This is a genomic window from Faecalibacterium taiwanense, from assembly GCF_036632915.2.
GTDB lineage: Bacteria > Bacillota > Clostridia > Oscillospirales > Ruminococcaceae > Faecalibacterium > Faecalibacterium taiwanense.
In genome coordinates this window covers 863,131-880,558 of sequence record NZ_CP155552.1, presented here as the reverse complement: position 1 = coordinate 880,558, position 17,428 = coordinate 863,131, and the positions used below count along the sequence as shown (strand labels likewise).

Annotated in this window: 21 protein-coding genes and 4 pseudogenes; 9 read left to right on the top strand and 16 right to left on the bottom strand. The window is 41.8% G+C overall.

Features of this window, described 5'->3' with window-relative positions; genetic code table 11:
* Positions 1-75 precede the first annotated feature (75 nt).
* The 6 genes and pseudogenes from PXT33_RS04365 to PXT33_RS04340 all read right to left on the bottom strand — a co-directional run.
* Positions 76-379, bottom strand: a pseudogene (locus tag PXT33_RS04365) (toxin zeta); the annotation flags it as partial.
* Between the two features lie 286 nt (positions 380-665).
* Positions 666-1,210: pseudogene (locus tag PXT33_RS04360) on the bottom strand (AAA family ATPase).
* 60 nt (positions 1,211-1,270) lie between these two features.
* Positions 1,271-1,419 (bottom strand): annotated as a pseudogene (locus PXT33_RS04355) (zeta toxin family protein); the annotation flags it as partial.
* A gap of 1 nt (position 1,420) precedes the next feature.
* Positions 1,421-1,618 (bottom strand): annotated as a pseudogene (locus PXT33_RS04350) (antitoxin); the annotation flags it as partial.
* Positions 1,619-2,356, bottom strand: a complete 738-nt coding sequence (gene erm(B) / locus PXT33_RS04345; RefSeq protein ID WP_002292226.1) for a 23S rRNA (adenine(2058)-N(6))-methyltransferase Erm(B) — start codon at positions 2,354-2,356, stop codon at positions 1,619-1,621. It abuts the pseudogene before it with no gap.
* A 34-nt stretch (positions 2,357-2,390) separates the two neighbouring features.
* A complete protein-coding gene (locus tag PXT33_RS04340) occupies positions 2,391-2,735 on the bottom strand; it encodes a helix-turn-helix transcriptional regulator (RefSeq protein ID WP_332376004.1) in 345 nt (114 codons plus the stop codon).
* A 222-nt stretch (positions 2,736-2,957) separates the two neighbouring features.
* Between PXT33_RS04340 and PXT33_RS04335 the strand changes: the two genes are divergently transcribed.
* Positions 2,958-4,094 (top strand): site-specific integrase, encoded by a 1,137-nt coding sequence (locus tag PXT33_RS04335; protein WP_346352495.1) that lies wholly within the window; start codon positions 2,958-2,960, stop codon positions 4,092-4,094.
* 260 nt (positions 4,095-4,354) lie between these two features.
* Positions 4,355-4,732, top strand: coding sequence for a helix-turn-helix domain-containing protein (locus tag PXT33_RS04330; RefSeq protein WP_110437428.1), 378 nt, complete (start codon positions 4,355-4,357; stop codon positions 4,730-4,732).
* Positions 4,733-4,894: 162 nt separating this feature from the next.
* Here the strand turns inward: PXT33_RS04330 and PXT33_RS04325 are convergent, their stop codons facing one another.
* Positions 4,895-5,449, bottom strand: a complete 555-nt coding sequence (locus PXT33_RS04325; protein ID WP_110437429.1) for an ImmA/IrrE family metallo-endopeptidase — start codon at positions 5,447-5,449, stop codon at positions 4,895-4,897.
* 51 nt (positions 5,450-5,500) lie between these two features.
* Positions 5,501-5,950, bottom strand: a complete 450-nt coding sequence (locus PXT33_RS04320) for a helix-turn-helix domain-containing protein (RefSeq protein ID WP_002304411.1) — start codon at positions 5,948-5,950, stop codon at positions 5,501-5,503.
* Positions 5,951-6,236: 286 nt separating this feature from the next.
* On the opposite strand from PXT33_RS04320, the gene PXT33_RS04315 reads away from it, so the two are divergent.
* The 7 genes from PXT33_RS04315 (at position 6,237) to PXT33_RS04285 (ending at position 11,043) form a co-directional block, all read left to right on the top strand.
* Positions 6,237-6,800 (top strand): hypothetical protein, encoded by a 564-nt coding sequence (locus PXT33_RS04315; RefSeq protein WP_110437430.1) that lies wholly within the window; start codon positions 6,237-6,239, stop codon positions 6,798-6,800.
* A gap of 262 nt (positions 6,801-7,062) precedes the next feature.
* A complete protein-coding gene (locus PXT33_RS04310; RefSeq protein WP_181966891.1) occupies positions 7,063-7,368 on the top strand; it encodes a helix-turn-helix transcriptional regulator in 306 nt (101 codons plus the stop codon).
* Between the two features lie 514 nt (positions 7,369-7,882).
* A complete protein-coding gene (locus tag PXT33_RS04305; protein ID WP_110437431.1) occupies positions 7,883-8,290 on the top strand; it encodes a type II toxin-antitoxin system PemK/MazF family toxin in 408 nt (135 codons plus the stop codon).
* 6 nt (positions 8,291-8,296) lie between these two features.
* Complete coding sequence (locus PXT33_RS04300; RefSeq protein ID WP_110437432.1) at positions 8,297-8,533, top strand: helix-turn-helix domain-containing protein; 237 nt, start codon at positions 8,297-8,299, stop codon at positions 8,531-8,533.
* 117 nt (positions 8,534-8,650) lie between these two features.
* A complete protein-coding gene (locus PXT33_RS04295) occupies positions 8,651-9,274 on the top strand; it encodes a helix-turn-helix domain-containing protein (RefSeq protein ID WP_110437433.1) in 624 nt (207 codons plus the stop codon).
* A gap of 4 nt (positions 9,275-9,278) precedes the next feature.
* Positions 9,279-10,652: a tyrosine recombinase XerC gene (xerC, locus tag PXT33_RS04290; protein WP_002304423.1), complete on the top strand. Its 1,374-nt coding sequence runs from the start codon at positions 9,279-9,281 to the stop codon at positions 10,650-10,652.
* A gap of 85 nt (positions 10,653-10,737) precedes the next feature.
* Positions 10,738-11,043, top strand: coding sequence for a hypothetical protein (locus PXT33_RS04285; protein ID WP_002304425.1), 306 nt, complete (start codon positions 10,738-10,740; stop codon positions 11,041-11,043).
* Positions 11,044-11,831: 788 nt separating this feature from the next.
* Here the strand turns inward: PXT33_RS04285 and PXT33_RS04280 are convergent.
* The 8 genes from PXT33_RS04280 to PXT33_RS04245 all read right to left on the bottom strand — a co-directional run bounded on the left by PXT33_RS04280 (position 11,832) and on the right by PXT33_RS04245 (position 17,353).
* Positions 11,832-13,223, bottom strand: a complete 1,392-nt coding sequence (locus PXT33_RS04280) for a tyrosine-type recombinase/integrase (RefSeq protein WP_007862346.1) — start codon at positions 13,221-13,223, stop codon at positions 11,832-11,834.
* The gene (locus tag PXT33_RS04275) at positions 13,201-13,638 is read right to left on the bottom strand and encodes a helix-turn-helix domain-containing protein (RefSeq protein ID WP_002569113.1); all 438 of its coding nucleotides are present in this window, start codon (positions 13,636-13,638) and stop codon (positions 13,201-13,203) included. Before PXT33_RS04275 ends, PXT33_RS04280 begins: the two co-directional genes overlap by 23 nt.
* A 104-nt stretch (positions 13,639-13,742) precedes the next feature.
* Positions 13,743-13,970 (bottom strand): helix-turn-helix domain-containing protein, encoded by a 228-nt coding sequence (locus PXT33_RS04270; protein ID WP_002569114.1) that lies wholly within the window; start codon positions 13,968-13,970, stop codon positions 13,743-13,745.
* 30 nt (positions 13,971-14,000) lie between these two features.
* A complete protein-coding gene (locus tag PXT33_RS04265; protein ID WP_002569115.1) occupies positions 14,001-14,381 on the bottom strand; it encodes a type II toxin-antitoxin system PemK/MazF family toxin in 381 nt (126 codons plus the stop codon).
* Between the two features lie 487 nt (positions 14,382-14,868).
* On the bottom strand, positions 14,869-15,417 hold the full coding sequence (locus tag PXT33_RS04260; protein ID WP_332376003.1) for a sigma-70 family RNA polymerase sigma factor: 549 nt from the start codon (positions 15,415-15,417) through the stop codon (positions 14,869-14,871).
* Between the two features lie 300 nt (positions 15,418-15,717).
* Positions 15,718-16,254 carry a hypothetical protein gene (locus PXT33_RS04255; RefSeq protein WP_002592913.1) on the bottom strand — a complete coding sequence of 179 codons (537 nt, stop codon included), beginning with the start codon at positions 16,252-16,254 and terminating at the stop codon, positions 15,718-15,720.
* Positions 16,255-16,358: 104 nt separating this feature from the next.
* Positions 16,359-16,973, bottom strand: a complete 615-nt coding sequence (locus tag PXT33_RS04250) for an ImmA/IrrE family metallo-endopeptidase (RefSeq protein ID WP_002592912.1) — start codon at positions 16,971-16,973, stop codon at positions 16,359-16,361.
* A gap of 11 nt (positions 16,974-16,984) precedes the next feature.
* The gene (locus PXT33_RS04245; protein WP_002569119.1) at positions 16,985-17,353 is read right to left on the bottom strand and encodes a helix-turn-helix domain-containing protein; all 369 of its coding nucleotides are present in this window, start codon (positions 17,351-17,353) and stop codon (positions 16,985-16,987) included.
* Between the last annotated feature and the right edge of the window lie 75 nt (positions 17,354-17,428).

Genomic DNA, 17,428 nt, shown 5'->3' with positions numbered 1-17,428 from the left:
TCAAGCGACAATTATATTTTTCATTCAAAAGAGTAGTTACCGTTTTTTGGTAACTACTCTTTTCCTTTTTAAGGTTTAAAGTCCTGGAAGTTTAGGTGTTTTGGGTATTGGTGGTGTAGGTAGCTGCAAGCTTTCCAATTTTTGTTGAATTGCTTTAAATTCAGGGGTTTCTTGGTGTTGATTTTGAACCATTTTTTGCTCTATTCTCTCCAAAGTCGGTTGAATTTCTTTCCCTGATACTTTACGATTTAATTCTCTTTCTAAGGTCTCTTTCGGACTAATGGAAGGCGTTTCTAAACTTGAATAGAAGTTTCACTCCTTCTCTATTATAAAGCCTTATATCGCTAAATAAGCCCGTTTTATGAAGGGTTTCTAAGCTGAAATGAACGGGTTTACACCCGGCCTTGACCTCCGCCCGCTGTCCCGCTGAATGGGTGGACAAGGCGGCCAATCCCTCAAAGTGCTTGGACGCTCTCTTTCTGATTTTGGAGCGTTTCTTTTCTAAAAATTGAAATGGGCGGGAAGCCATTTTAGGGCTTTCCAGCCTTGATTACTTTTTAGCAAAGACGGGCGTGACTGTCAACGGCGGCGCATGAAATGCGCCGTTCATCTTGACCGTTGACTGGCTCGGCTGGCTTTGCTATCTTCCTGACAAATGGGAATGTCTAAGATAGTAAAGACGTCCCACATGCAACTCTTTCTTTTATTGCGGAAACCGTATCTTTAATTGTGAATGTAGTTGTGTCTATGACATTTGATTCATATATCCCCAAACCGGAAAATTGCTCCCACATTGTTTCCACTAATTCAATATTTGTTTTTCTATCTAATTTTGAGCGTTCCACAGCTCGCTTCATAGTTTCTTTTTTACTCGCTCTTAATACAATATAGTGTACCTCGTAATCTTCTTGGGCAAGAGCTTTCCATGGCTCCAAAAACCATGGCCCGACAATCCCATCTACAATTACATCATATCCGCCACGAGCATATCGCTTTGCAGCTTCTAAAAAGGCTTCAATGACAACCAGATTTTGCTTGTTGGATTCTGGCAAATGTGGTGGTATTGCGCCTTTGCTTAAGTAATGAAAAAGTCATCGGTGTGCATATGCACTGATTTATCCATATCTGATTCCTTTGCGACAATTGACGCAGTTGTTGTTTTTCCTGTCCCCGGTGAGCCTGTAATCACAATAATTCTTCCTTGATTCATCTGTATTTTCCCTCACAATTTGAATTTATCACTTTGTTCCTGCCTGCTCAATCATCTTCTTCGCAAACTGGTTTTCCCTGACCCTGATTGCCCACCAAGTAAAAAAGCGGTTGGCGATTCAACCGCTTTTTTACTTGAACCAATTCTTCTAAATTATCATTTAAGCGATTCTCAAACTGTTTGTCAGTAAAATTGACTATATTTGCCATATTAAGCCACTTTCTCTTTATTCAAAACTTGTTTTGAGTAACGATTCATTGACCGCCAATACTCATGAACGGCTTGTAATTCTTCTAAAGAATAATCAAAAAGATTTACACGTTTTGCAAGCTTTAATTGGTTTAATAAATTGACTTCCAATAATTGAGAGTCATTTTTATTTAATTCATGGTTCAAAACATAGTTTAATTATTTCCTCCCGTTAAATAATAGATAACTATTAAAAATAGACAATACTTGCTCATAAGTAACGGTACTTAAATTGTTTACTTTGGCGTGTTTCATTGCTTGATGAAACTGATTTTTAGTAAACAGTTGACGATATTCTCGATTGACCCATTTTGAAACAAAGTACGTATATAGCTTCCAATATTTATCTGGAACATCTGTGGTATGGCGGGTAAGTTTTATTAAGACACTGTTTACTTTTGGTTTAGGATGAAAGCATTCCGCTGGCAGCTTAAGCAATTGCTGAATCGAGACTTGAGTGTGCAAGAGCAACCCTAGTGTTCGGTGAATATCCAAGGTACGCTTGTAGAATCCTTCTTCAACAATCAGATAGATGTCAGACGCATGGCTTTCAAAAACCACTTTTTTAATAATTTGTGTGCTTAAATGGTAAGGAATACTCCCAACAATTTTATACCTCTGTTTGTTAGGGAATTGAAACTGTAGAATATCTTGGTGAATTAAAGTGACACGAGTATTCAGTTTTAATTTTTCTGACGATAAGTTGAATAGATGACTGTCTAATTCAATAGACGTTACCTGTTTACTTATTTTAGCCAGTTTCGTCGTTAAATGCCCTTTACCTGTTCCAATTTCGTAAACGGTATCGGTTTCTTTTAAATTCAATTGTTTTATTATTTGGTTGAGTACTTTTTCACTCGTTAAAAAGTTTTGAGAATATTTTATATTTTTGTTCATGTAATATCCCTTTTTATTTGCTGTGAATATTCGCTCATTTTTCTTCCTCAATAAAAACTCTACCAGCTAACCAACATTCGTCTAATTCATTTGGGAATAATTCAAGCTGGCGAATCATATAATGTGTACTTGGAATGTAATCAAAATAAAACAATAGTGCTAGATATAAACTCCATGGAATTGGGCGTGTCCGATTTTTGTAGGCACTATAAGTTTGTCGTGAAATACCAACAGCCGAAGCAATTTCTTCTTGTGATGCACCAACTTTTCCTCTGAGTGCGGGTAACTCAATCGCCAATTGAGTGGCCAAGTTCTCTTTCTCATCTTTACTAAAATTCCAAAACTGCTTATAAGCATCTCGCCCTACAAATTGAATCAATAAATCTCCTCCTGGGTATACTCTTTCGTAGAGTACATTACTCCACGAATCGCATTCTTCTCTGTTTTTTTTAATTTACATCTCTATTTTACAAGTTGTCGCACTGTTTGTCAATATGTTAGGGACATAAAACACGAGGTTTTGCGCAAAAATCCGTCTTAGGAAGTTCCAAAGTCACAATTTGCCGTCAGAATTATAGTCATATTGAAGGAGGTGTACCTTATGGCACGAAAAGGAGAAAATATTTACAAAAGGAAAGACGGCAGATGGGAAGGAAGATACATTAAGTCCCGATCTTCTACAGGCAAAGCCAATTACGGTTATGTTTATGCAAAATCATATCGAGAAGTCAAAGCAAAACTTATCAGTCAAAGTTCGTGCACGAGTAATTCTGTCACTGTCGATCCAGAAATTAGCTCAGATCAATTTGAACAGGTTGCTATGGAATGGTTTCAAGCTATATGTCCTAAAGTGAAAGAATCTACAAGCAACAAATATAGGAATCTTCTCAACTCGTATATACTTCCTGTGTTCGGAAGCAAACAATTGCGTGATATAACACACGAGTTTATTGAAACGCAGTGTAATTTTTTCCTTGTTTCTGGTGGATTAAAGGAGAATGGACTTTCCTCTAAAACTGTTTCAGATATTTTATCTCTAATTCGAAATATCTTACAATTTGCCACCCGAAACGGGAAAGCCATTTCTTGTGACGCACGATCTATACAGATAAAACGTCAAACGAAGGAAATGAGAGTTTTGAGTCGTGCTGAACAGGAAAAATTATGCCAATACTTGTATTCTAATCTTGATTCCTGCAATATTGGTATATTAGTATGTTTATTCACTGGTCTCAGAGTAGGTGAAATTTGTGCGTTGCGATGGGAAGATGTTTCATTCTCAGATTACACAATCCATGTGCATCAAACGCTCCAGAGAATCCAAGATAGAACCAACAGTGAATGCAAGACAAGGATTGTTGTTACCACACCCAAAAGTGCTTGCTCCATCCGTACTATTCCAGTACCCCATGGCTTAATGACTATTCTTACAGCACACAAAGCTTCTTCTACTGGCTACATTCTAACCAATAGCGATCAGAATCCATTAGAACCAAGAACCATGCAAAATCATTTCAAGAAGGTATTGAAAAACAGCGGAATCAACTCCGCAAATTATCACTCGTTACGTCATACATTTGCTACAAGGTGCATAGAGCTTGGATTCGATGTAAAAAGTCTCAGCGAGATATTGGGTCATGCCAGCGTGAATATTACAATGAATCGCTATGTACACCCATCCATGGATTTAAAAAGAGAAAATATGCAACGGCTTTCTGATTTATTAGCCGTCAAATAAATTGTCAACACCGTCAAATAATGCTGAGTTTTCAGTGTTTGGCGGTGTTTTTTCGTGGAGTAATGTACTCTACGAATTTTTTATTTTAAAGAACCTCAAGATAGCTCATATTGTCGTCTTGGGGTTCTTTTCATTCTATCATTTAATGCAATCTGCCTATAAAATTTTATCATATTGCATTTATAAATGCAACTTGCACCCAATGTTGGTTGTTGAGATTTTTGGTACATTTTATAATGTATAGCAGAATCATACACAGCATGGAGGTGATTGAAATGCAACCGGAAGTTGACTATATAAAAATCGGTCAGCGCATTAAAGCTGCTCGCCAGGAGAAGGGATACAGCCAAGCAGACTTGGGTGCGTTGGTTGGTTGCTCGAACAATCATATGAGCCATGTTGAAGTTGGACAGACGAAAGTTTCTTTGGCAATGCTTCTAAAACTGGCATTCGTCTTGGAAAAGAACTTTGACTATTTTTTGCTGGATACCCCATATGCAAAATGCGACAGCATCATCGATGATGAGATTGCTGCAAAACTGAAAAAGTGTAATGTAACAACATTGATAACCGTAGGAAAGATGATTGATGTCTTGATTGACCAGCAAGAGATGATAAAAAAAGCGGAGCTTGATTGATATAATGAAAAAGAAGCCCATTGACGGTTCTGAGTGAACTGCTGTGGGTTTCTTTTTTGCAATACAATATACTGATCCTTTAAGAAACAAAAAGTCCACCAGTCATGATGCACTGCGCATCGTACTGGTGGACTTTTTCTGTAAAGATATAAAAATAGATATTCATATATCGCCATAACTAATGTCGTTATCGTAGGCATGAAGATCTTCTTTCAGGAAATCTGCTTTACGAATATACATCGAATTTACCAGCTCTCCTTTTTCGTGGAGCAGGCTGAATTTGTAGTCTAATAATGCTGCCGGTACATAGAGCATTTTAGCCGTTTCAAAAAATGTGTGTTCCGAAAGGCATTCCAGAACTTCCCCATCTTCTAACAGAAGCTCCGCCGCAAAGAAGTTTGCTTCATTTTCTTCGATTGATCTATCATCAAAAACTTCCATTTCTTGAAAGCCGTGCATCATGGCGATTTTTGTATGCAGGACAGCGTGTCCTAATTCATGTGCGACTAAGATACGTTCCAGGATGCCGTTCACATTGTGATCTATCACGATATTCTTCTGTCTGGACTGGTAATAGAAGAAGCCCTTCAATTTCTTCTGTAAATCGTAATAGTGGATTTTGATACCTAACAGCTGACATAGTTCGTAAGGGTCTCTGGTGTGATATTTTCGCACAAGCTTATCGACAGTTTCAATGATATGCTCTGCCGTTTTCATTTGCTTCACCTCCGAATCGCACACAGAAAACATATTCTGTGCTTGAGGATTTTACTCTTTATCTTTATGCTTTCTGTATTTCTTCGGAGTGTACTTTTCCCGTGCTGTTTTCTTAGAGTCCATATAAACTGACATAATCGCCTGGAAGAATACATCTTTTGCGTCCTCGTCCAATTCTCCACCGGCAAACAGAGAATTTACACGACCCAGCACTTCCTGAGCTTCTTTTGCTCCCTTTGAACCGAAGTTTTCCTTTGCCTCTAAAATAAACATATCCTGATCTATATGGCTCTGGCTGTCCGTTTCAGATTCATCCAAAAGATAGGACACAGAGATATGCAGCGCTTCAGCAAGTTTTCTGATGTTGCTTTTTCTGGGGAGTGTTCCGAGCTGCTCATAGGTGTAAAGGGATCTTTCGGAAATGCCGGTCATCTGGGCAAGCTCCGTTTGAGATAGGTTCATAGCCAAACGAGCTTCTTTAATTTTTTCTCCAAATGTCATGGTACTGTCCTTCCTTTCAAAAAATATTTATTCGTAACTTCCGATTATTTGTTGACAAACTTCTGGAAAATGCTATAATGAGAATCAGAACAGAAGTATTAGTTCCACTTAATTATATATCGGAACTTTTATAAAGTCAAGAACTTCCGATTTTGCTTCTGTTATTTTAATCAAATATCGGAAGTTATAGTCATTCTTGTCCCATGGTATTTGTTTCCCTTTAGCCAAGTGACAGGAGTTAGAAAGGAATTCTTATTTTATGGATTAGGCTGAAAGGAGATTCTGAATGAGCAGATATAATACACAGGTATTAAGCAATATTCGAATGCTTTGCCGGATGCAGAACATTGACGAAAAGGTTCTGTATGAAAGAGCAAAGCTGATTTTATCCATATATCGAGAGGTGTGCTGGTCTACTATTGATCGTGCGAATGATGTATGTGATACCCTTATTTGTACTTACGGTGACAGCTTAGATGGAGCATTGATTTATCTGGAGAACTTTGCTCCGGATGAAGCGAGAGAACGATTTGAAGAACGTATTCGAAGCTTATTCGAGACAAAGTGGATCATTGAACTGGTAGATATGGCGATGCTGAAAATCAGAGAATATCCGGATAAAGGCGCTCTGTACTGTGAGATTATCTCAAAGGCATATCTCAATCGCTTCAAGTACAAAGAATCAGAAATGCTGGAGGTTCTGAATATGGAACGCAGCAGCTATTATGACCGAAAGAAAGAAGCGATACTGTTATTTGGTCTGTCACTTTGGGGAACAGCCATTCCTAAATTGAAAGATTTCCTGGAAAGTGCCAGGGAGGAAGAAGCATTGTGTTATTGTGAGTGCTAAGACAGGATTTTAGTCCGACTAAAATCCGATGAAAATACGACGGTTTCCATACTGAAAGTCCGACTTGTCCAGTGTTAGAATGGCTATGCTGGGAGATAGCGGCATAAAATTGAATAGAGAGAGTTACGCCTCGTGCCTGTAATGGGTACGGGGCTTTTTTTATACCAGCCTATCTTCCTTCATTATTAACACAAAGGCATGAACGAGAGCTTGGAGTAATGTACTCCGGCTCTTTTTTTATGCCTGCAAGGAGGACAGGCAGATGGCAAAGGGCATTGAGAACCAGTCACGATCTCCTCCCTCCGTTTTTGATTTTGCAACTTCACAAATTCAAAAACACGGAGGAACGAAAATGTATTACGACTTGGTTGAAAGCGGAAAAAGAATTAAAGCATTGAGAAAGAAACATGGGCTTACACAGGAACAGCTTGCGGAGCAGTTGGGCGTTGCCGCAAACACCATTGCACGAATTGAAACCGGCAACAGAGGCATCTCTATTGATTTGGCAATCGAATTGGTCGTGCGCTTTGATACAACCCTTGATTACATATTTTTAGGTCGTGAATAACCTCAAAACTATACCTACGAGGCAATAAAAACTTGCATGAGGAACAGGTACAATTTAGATACAGCCAAAGAAAATCGGCTGCTTGATCCTTGAAAACTGAATACACAGTCATCGAATACGTTCCTGTTGCCGGTGCGAGAGCATCAGCCACATCAGCGGTACGCCGTGACGTATCGGACAGAGAAACAGAACGACTTTCTTCTATAAATTAAGCAGTTGTCTCTCTCCCGATGCCAGCGATCAATACTGGCTTGTAAATATTGGGTTGCTCCCAATACGGCCATGAAAGCAACAGGATTAAAGATACTTCTCTACGGAGCTGGCGGAGAACCCGGCAGAGGTTAGATTCCTATGGAACTGATTCGCAATCAGTCGTTCGGTGATTCCCTGAGGGCGTAAGCCCTCTTTCTCAGGGGTGCGTGGCAAATATGGGACACATAGACTTTTGGACTGACTGCCTGATTCATTTCAGGCAGTCAGTTATTACATACCCAACGAAAGGAGGTCATGGCAAATGATGAAAGAAAATTGGGTATATTGCCGTGGTGATATTTATTGCGCCAATCTGGACCCGGTAGTTGGGTCGGAACAAGGCGGCATCCGTCCGGTTATCGTCATTCAGAACGATACCGGTAATAAACACGCTCCCACATTGATTGTGGCAACGGTCACCACCAGAATCCATAAGAAAGCGAATATGCCGACGCACTTTGTTATTTACGACAATCCTGCATTCAAAGAAGCGTCCGTTGTTCAGCTGGAACAGATTCGCACCATTGATAAGAGCAGGATTGATAATTACTTAGGTAAGGTAACGCCCCGTGAAATGGTAGCGATTGAGAAAGCCTTATCCGTCAGCCTGGCAATGGAGCAGCTGAAAAAGCGTTCCACAAAACATAAAGCAAAGAAAACGAAGGAGTGAACATAAATGTTTGAAGAAAGAATCGCTGCCATGAATCAGCGCACCGAAGAAGCGATAGCTGCTAACACAGTTCAGTTTGATAAGAGAACCTATACGGTTGATGAGATTCAGGATATTCTGGGCATCAGCAGAACCAGTGCATACAACCTTGTGAAAAAGAAGGTTTTTCATAGTGTCCGCATTGGCGGCAGCATCAGAATCTCCAAAAAGAGTTTTGATGAGTGGTTGGATCATCAAATGTAAGATTTGTCAAGGGTGTCGTACAACCCGGCGACAAACTTCAAAACATATTGAGAGTTCGATAAAATGTAGCCATGACAAGAAACACATGGCTACATTTTTTACATAGGAGGTTGTACGATGGCGGAAATGAGAAAACGCACGAGTATGTCTGTTCCGGAAATGGGCAGGATGCTTGGTCTTGGAAAAACGGAGTCATACTGGCTCATTAAGAAGAATTACTTCAAAACCATTCTTGTCGGCAACACCATGAGGGTGATGATCGACAGCTTTGAAGAATGGTATGCCAATCAGTTCAAATACCAGAAGGTCGATGGAACCCCTCCCGGTGAGGAACTGAAGAAAACTACATATTCAATGGAGGAGCTTGGACAGCGCCTTGGGCTGAAAGAAGCGACTGCTTACGAACTGGTTGCCAAAGGGCATTTTGATGTGGTCGATGTCCTGGGCAAGCGCAGAGTGACCAAGGAGAGCTTTGAAAGATGGTATGCTTCTCAAACCGATTACCGCACGGTAGAGGATCAGGAACTTGATGCAGATATTATGGCATCCACCTACGGTCTGCCAGAGATTGCAAGAATGCTTGACACCAATCGCCAGAATATCTACAGCATTGCCGCCAAGGGAAGCTTCGAGCTGATTCGAGTGGGCAGGCATAACCGAGCTACAAAAGAGAGCTTTATGAAGTGGTATCAGAATCAGACCCGCTACCAGTTAGCGGAAGATAGACAGGAAAGGAGATGATTACATGGCATCTATCGTTAAGAGAAAAAAGAAGTATTCTGTGGTTTATACATACACCGATGAGAACGGCAACAAGCGTCAGAAGTGGGAAACCTTTGAAACGAATGCTGAAGCAAAGAAAAGGAAGTTGCAGGTTGAATATGAGCAGGAGTCCGGAACCTTTATTCCCCCTTCTGCTAAAACCGTCAACGATCTTTTGGATGAGTATATGTCAATCTATGGTGTGAACACCTGGGCGATGTCTACCTATGAAAGCAGAAAGAGCCTGATTGCAAACTATATTCGTCCCCTCATCGGTGATATGAAGCTGGAGGATGTCACGCCGAGAATCATGGACAAGTATTACCGAGATTTGCTTTCTGTCAAAGCGGTTTCTTCTAAGTATGTAAAAGCCCGTACAGAATATCTGACTCCGCATACTGTCCGAGAGGTTCACAAGACATTGCGAAATGCTTTCAATCAGGCGGTCAAGTGGGAATTGATGACCAGAAACCCTGTGGAGCACGCTACACTGCCGAAGGAAGAACACAAGACCAGGGACATCTGGACAGCAGAAGTGCTCCAGAAGGCTCTGGAAGCCTGTGACGATGATATTCTTCGTCTGGCCATTAACCTTGCCTTCTCCTGTTCCTTGCGAATGGGCGAGCTTCTGGGGCTTACTTGGGACTGTATTGACATTTCCCCCACCAGTATTGAACTTGGTCAGGCAAGCATCTTCGTTGAAAAGGAGTTGCAGAGAGTAAATCGTGAAGCGATGGCAGATCTGGACGGTAAGGACATCATGTTCAAGTTCCCGCCGACCTTCGCCAGTACGCATACCGCATTGGTTCTCAAAACTCCTAAGACCAAAACAAGTGTCCGCAAGGTGTTCTTACCGAAAACCGTAGCGGAAATGTTGGTACAGCGAAAGGCTGACATCGAAGAACTGAAAGACCTTTTCGGTGACGAGTTCGTAGACTTCAATCTGGTTTTCTGTTCTTCCAATGGCAAGCCGATTGAGGGGCAGGTTATCAACCGTGCTTTCAATAAGCTGATTGAGGAGAAGGGACTGCCGAAAGTGGTTTTCCATAGTCTCCGACATTCCAGTATCACTTACAAGCTGAAGCTGAACGGCGGCGATATGAAATCCGTTCAAGGCGATTCCGGTCATGCACAGGTCAAGATGGTAGCGGATGTTTACTCTCATATCATCGACGATGACCGCAGACTGAACGCTGAAAGAATGGAAGCTGCGTTCTACTCAGGCAGACAGGCAACGCCTGAGCCGGTTCAACCAGCCGCAACGGAAAGCTCCGCTGATGATAAAGAACTTCTTCTGAAGCTTCTGCAAAATCCGGAAATGGCAGCACTCCTGAAGTCGCTGGCAAAAACATTATAGTAACTGCAAGGGCAGATCCTTTTACATAGCTACAATAGCTGTAAAAGGGTCTGCCCTTATTTTTTTGTTATGGAGGTCAACGAGTATGGATAGAATCTTTATGGACGAGTATTACGAGCATCTGAGAGCTGACAATATCGAGGCATTTTCCAAGGAAAGGAACGACGAATATGTTGGCAGAGCTGAGGAATACAAAGCAGCAAAGTCGGCATTGCTTGAAGGATTGGGACTTGAGCATTTGTTTGACCATAGCCATGAACTGACTCCGAAAGAGAAAGAAATATGGATGCTGTTCGATAGGGTTGATGTAGCAGAGCTTCTGGCAAGGGATGCTTTTGCCAAGGGTGCTTATATGCTCGGCGCTGAGGATAGAGAGATTATGCTGAAATAAAAAAAGACCTGCTTCGGCGGGTCTAAATTACATAGAATCATTGAGTCTGAAAAACCTTTGAAATTCTTAATAATGCTGGTTGAAAAATCTATTTTGAAATGATATATTAAACAGACTAAGATGGTGTCTAAAGACATCAGCGCCTCCGCACGAGAATGAATAGGATTTCCTATCATTTCGTATCACGAGAAGTTACATAGAGGAATTTGCTTGCACTTGCAACGTCCACCGAAAATCGAAAGCCTTGCTAATTTCGAGCCAATTGGACGGTGTAAAATCCCTATGAAAATGCTTATGAAGCGTAATACCAGATAGGATTTGAAACTGTGAAAAGCCTTGTATTTCCAAGGATTTTCTTGCACTGTGTTGCACTTGGTTTCATCGTATCGGGTCTACTCCTAAGCGAAAGGCCGTGGGTTCGAATCCCGCCAGGGACGCCAGCAAACACGCCGAAAACCTTTGATTTATCAGGGTTTTCGGCTTTTCTTATTTCTGCGGCTTTTGTGGCTTTTTTGCAAAAAACCTTGGTTTGCTAACATTTGCTAACGAGATTTGGCCTTTTGCTAAGAAAGGCGGTAAGTCAGAGGTTCGATTTTTACCAAAGGAACTTGCAAACATTTGTTAGCAGAAATTAGAGGAAGTTGCAAACAAAATCGCGAATTTGCTAACATCGCTCAAAAATGCTTTCAGAACCTTGCTAACAAAAAAAGTGTTTGGTCACTGTGCAAAGTGGTTCAAACGAAGAAAACCTCTCACAAAGTGAGAGGCGTTCTTCTGAGGGAGGGACTTTATAAAGCTTTTGCCAGCTGCTTGAGCAGTGCGGCAGTTTCGGGATTTTTAAGCAGTTCCAGTATCTTCGCTGCATCACTTTCATCACTTTCAGTGACGGCAGTATCCGCAGTTTTAGGCTCTGTATCTTCAACAGGGTCAGGAGTCTTGGATGAGTAAAATGCTTCCTCCAATCGCTGAGCGTTTATGCAGCGATCCTCGTCGATGATGTGAGAGTAGACATCTGCAACCATTTTTACCTGAGCATGACCAGAGTCGCCCTGGACGGATTTCATATCGCCACCATTGAGTTTCAGCTTGTAGGTGATACTGGAGTGACGGAGAGAATGGAATACAACATGAGGCAGTCCGTTTTCTTTGATAAGTTTATTGAAAGCACGGTTAATCACCTGGCTTTCCATCGGACGGCCATTGCTGGAGCAAAAGACCAGGTTATTGTCGATGTATTCATCTCCAAACAGATCCATCAGCTCATCAATTTCTTTTTTTCTCTCTACCAGCATATAGGCAACTGTTTTCGGCAGGTACACGCGGCGAATACTGGTTTTGGTTTTAGGCTCTTTCAGGACCAGAGCAGTATGGGTACTGGCTATGCAAGGTGGAAACTTCTTAATAACACCTTTGTCGCTCAAATCGTCCAATGCACCTCGTGTAACCCGTTGCAGCTCTTTGTTGACGAATATATAAGCTGAACCATTTTCTATGCTCTGTGGTGCAATATCAATGCAGTCCCAGGTAAGGCCCAGCATTTCACCAATGCGTAAAGAGCAGGAGAACGCCAGATTTAAGGCAAGGGAGAGGATAGGATCATCACAGACTTCCATAGCCTTGCTCAGCGTTTCGGCAGTCCATATATCCCGTTCTTTATGTTCTTCTTTGGGAAGTGTCGCATTCAGGACAGGGTTACGGCTGATTAGTTCCCAACGCACCGCCTGATTAAAGGCACTGCGAAGTAGCTTGTGAATTTCTCTTACTGTATGCGGGGTCAGATATTCGCTTGTGGGTTTGCGGTTGTTGACGCTTACCGTTTTCACAGAGAGCAGATCACGGTAATACTTATCCATCATCCTTGGAGTGATGTCGGATAGTAACATATCTCCGATAATAGGAGTTATGTAGTTTCTCGCCAGACCACGGCGGCTTTCATATGTTGACATTGCCCAGGTATTTACACCATAGATGGACATATATTCATCGAGCAGATCGTTCAGGGTCTTTGCCGTAGGAATAAAGAAGGTTCCAGAGTCCTGCTCATACTCAATTTGCTTTTTTCGTTTTTTTGCTTCTGCATTTGTGCTGAAGGTTTCCCAACGCTGTCTGCGTTTTCCGTTTTCATCTGTGTAATCATACACCACAGAATATTTGCTTTTACGCTTCACGATAGATGCCATTTTCATTGCTCCTTTCTGAGATTTTCACATAATGAGTTTGCTTTTGATACCAGGCTTCAAAACTGCTGGTAATGATACGAATTCTTCGATCAATCAAGGTCGTCTCAAAATAGCCCCTTTTAACAAGGTCATAAGCTGTGCCAGATTTCAGCCCCAAAAGATCCGCCATTTCCGGAACTGACATCGTAGTATGCCTCCATTTCTCTCCGGGCGGTGTACCATCCACTTTTTTATAGTGGAACTGGCCGGCATACCAATCTTCAAAGCTATCCAGCATAACTCTCATTCGTCCGGCCACTTGAATTGTTTTGAAATAGTTCTTTTTAACCAACCAGTAGGATTCTACTTTACCAAGCCCAAGCATTTTGCCCATCTCTGGTACAGACATACTGGTCTTTACTCTTTGTTTTTGCATGGCTTTTGCCTCCTCTATAAAGTTTTTCTTGCTATGGCCTCATTGTAAGAGAAAGCAGAAAAAAAGTTAAGGATGTCGATTTGGAGATCGGCATCCTTGACAAATCATTCATCTGCGTGATCCAGCCAGTCATCAAAGCTCTTTTTGGAAATGCGGATATGACCGCCGACTCTGACGCTGTGGAATACACCCTGTTTTACCAGATTATATGCTGTGGGACGACTGATACCCAGAATGTCCTGAATCTCATCGACCGTATAGGTTCTTTTGTCATAGCTGACAGGATTTTGTTCATTAAAGCGGTTCAATTCCGCAATTCTTGCTTCAAACATAAAAACGCCTCCTTTATCCGGTAAGTGGCCTTACGGAGCCTCCATTTCCTCCGGAATATGAATATCTAAACTAACTTGCAGAGCATCATCAATCGCTCTCATTTCTTCGCGAGATACGCGCCCAATGTACGATAAAACACGCCTTTTATCAATCGTTTTAATTTGCTCCAGCAGAACAACAGATTTCAGTCCAAGCTCTGGAACGCTCTCCAGTGCATAGTGTGTGGGCAGCTCCTTTTTCTTAATCCATTTACTGGTGAGTGGAGCTACGATCAAAGTGGGGCAGAAAAAATTCCCCACATTGTTTTGAAGAACCAGGACAGGACGGGTGCCGCCTTGCTCTGATCCAAAATAAGGGTTCAAATTGGCATAATATAAATCCCCACGCTTATAAATCCAATCTTCTTTCATGTTCATCCTCCTATGTTTTGAGATTTGATTATGTAAGAAGGAGGCTCTGCAAATTACAGAGTCTCCTTCAATTTAGCGCCTGTTTTATCCCTTACTTGTCCACGACACCCCAGGGATTTGGGTAATCATTAAGCCGCAGGTGGCTGGCCTGCTTCTCAGGAGTTTCACCTCCACTTCGTTTGGTCTTACCCATGGCCTGCGACGGTTATTATCACGCTCGGACTATGGCTGTAAGAGAGCTTTCCTCCTTGTTATGCCATGACCGGATGCCATCCGATGTATTCCAGCCTGATATATTTCTGATAAACCGAAAACTCATCTATACAGCAAAAATGGGTTGGCCTGTTATGCGAGTGGCAGCTCTCAGAAAATATACCGCTGATGTAGCGGCTATTACGCCCAAAGAGGATCAAACTTAATGATTCGTATATGAGGTTGTCAAGGTGCAAGTGAAAGGATTTCCCTCTCACTTGCTACTGCCACTTTTTTAGAAAATCGCAACCAACTTTTTTATTTTTTCTTCAATTTTTTTCGATCGCTTATCTGCGGCTTGCCGAGTAATACCATATCGTTGGGCTAAACAAGTTGCATTTGGTATTTTCATTTCATAATAGGACAATATAAAATCTCGTTCTGCTGGACTCAGTTTCAATAGAGCTTGGTGTAAATCCTCAAGAAGTAAATTCTGAATAGCTTGTTCCGCAGTATCAACAGATTCATCCACAAACAAATCTGTATCCTGATAACCTTCCTCTGTGCCGTCACGATCTCCCACATGAGAAGCCGGGAATATAGAGCGACTTTTCTCATGTTCCTGGAGATAGCGGCTGTGGCGGTCCTCCTGTTGGTATTTTTCAAAATCTTTGCGAGAACATTCCATGATAATGCGGTCATCTTCATCACGGAACATTTTGACTGTTTCAACAAAAAAGCGCCCAGTAAAGCAACCATTGCGGCGTGCCTTACTGAACGCTGAAAAACTGATTTCCTCCCATTCCTGTGGGCTGTTATTTTTCCAAATGAATACTCTCGTCATATCCTTTCCTCCGTTCAAATTCTTGGTAGTCAGCGAATTTGAACGGTGTCATGGATATTTTGCTATGTACGCCTCCCAGCGCATACCGGCCTCCTAATACCGGGCAAAGAAAAAGGCCGGAAGTGTTTTCACCTCCAGCCATGTTCCTGCCGCCATATTGCAGCAGGAATGAAAAAAGCCCGGTTAATGCCGGGCCTTATGTAGAAAAGTATTCAATTTAGCGCATTCCTGCCACTATAACAAGTATAGCAGGTCGGAAGTCGGAAGGGAGTAGGGATTAGGTCGGGGATTTGTCGGGATTTAGTCGGGATTTAGTCGGGGCAGCTCCTCCAGGACTTCTGGAATAGAATATCCAAACAAGCAAACAGAAAATAAATAGATGGCTTCTCGTTTTCGGTCATAAAAGACACTGCGCTCTATATTTAGTTCTTCCAGCAATTCTTTCTCTGTACTGTTGAACCGATAGATAAATTGCTTAGTCAAAATTTCATAGTAAAGTTCTCCTCGATCCGGATACCGTTTCAGACGAAGGAGTGCACGGTCAATAATATTGACTAGCATTTGATTTTGAACAAGGCAGCAAACTTTTTCTTCAAAGGCTTGCAGTTCAATATCTGGTGCAAAATTTTCAAGATAGCAGAGGCCAGACTCTATATCTTGTTCTCCCATAATCCAAGCAGTTTCTTGTAATTCTTCTGCCCGTTCACTCAGAACCCAGACTACATCACGGTAAATCTTTAGAATCAGCTTACTTCTATGAAACGCAGCGTCGCTGTTAAGCCCCAAAGCTGTTAGCCTGCTGTTACATTTTTGGATTGTTGTGCTTTCTTTTCTCATAGAACATCCCTCCTTGTTCGCAATATTGCGAACATATTAGGTACAAAATAGCATAGCAGAGGAGCGTGAGAGAGGGCAGTGCCTCTCTCTATTCCCCCATTTGGTTATATCAGGTTTCTGGATTTTAGACGAATCTGCATTGCTTGCTTGGAAACCTCAAAAATATTTGCCATTTCAGCAATGAGCTGTTCATCTGTCCGGCCTATTTTAAGCCGGTAAAAACATTTTTTGATCTGCGGTAAAGGCATCAGCAGAGCAGAAGCCAGAGTATCCGCCTGACGCTCAATTATGCCATGACTTTCGTCGGAAGAAACATTTCCGTTATAAGCAGCAACATCTCCAGTACCAGAGTACAACTTCTTATGTAGTACCCAATGAGCCAGCTCATGGGCACAGGTAAAACGGAGCCGCCCTAATTTTGACGGATCACAAAGCCGTTCATCAATTAAGATTGTACCGGCTCTTACTGCAATCATTCGATACTGTCTCTGTATCTGGTCATATAAGACAACAGCACCGTCATCGAAAATTGTTTCCCCTAATATCTTGGGGTTTTTTCTTAGTGTATGAAACTCCAGGATTAGATCAAACTTTGTCTCGATAATGGTTTCGATTGGCACAGGACATGGTTGCCCGGATAGCAGAGAGGGATCATATTCCATCAGGATTTTTCGCCCTACTGCCTCGATTGCTTCTGTACGGATTTGTGGAATTGACAAAGCTCTCCCCCCTATCGTTTACGCTCCTTTAGCATTTTCATAAATGTCTGCCATTCTTCATCGGTAGCATCTACTTCTTTTGCCACACGCAAGGCTGCCCGAACAATATCTTTTTCCATGATATAGTCTGGCAAATCAGCAGATACTGTATTGCGTGATTTTGCAGCCAGATCCAAAAGCAACTCATGTTCTGATTTATCCAAATTCAGAAAGGCAGAGATGCGTTCCACAAAATCTCCATTGGGTGCAGGACGGCGGCTTTGCTCAATATCACACAGATAACCGTAAGCAATATTCAAATGCTTGGCTGTATCGCGTAAATTGAATTTGTGCGCCTTGCGTTTCTCGGCTATAAATGATCCAAAAGTTATATTGCCCACAGCATTCACCTCTCATTTGTTCGACGAACTGCGAACATCTTGCTTATATTGTATATCGAACATCTGTTCACTTCA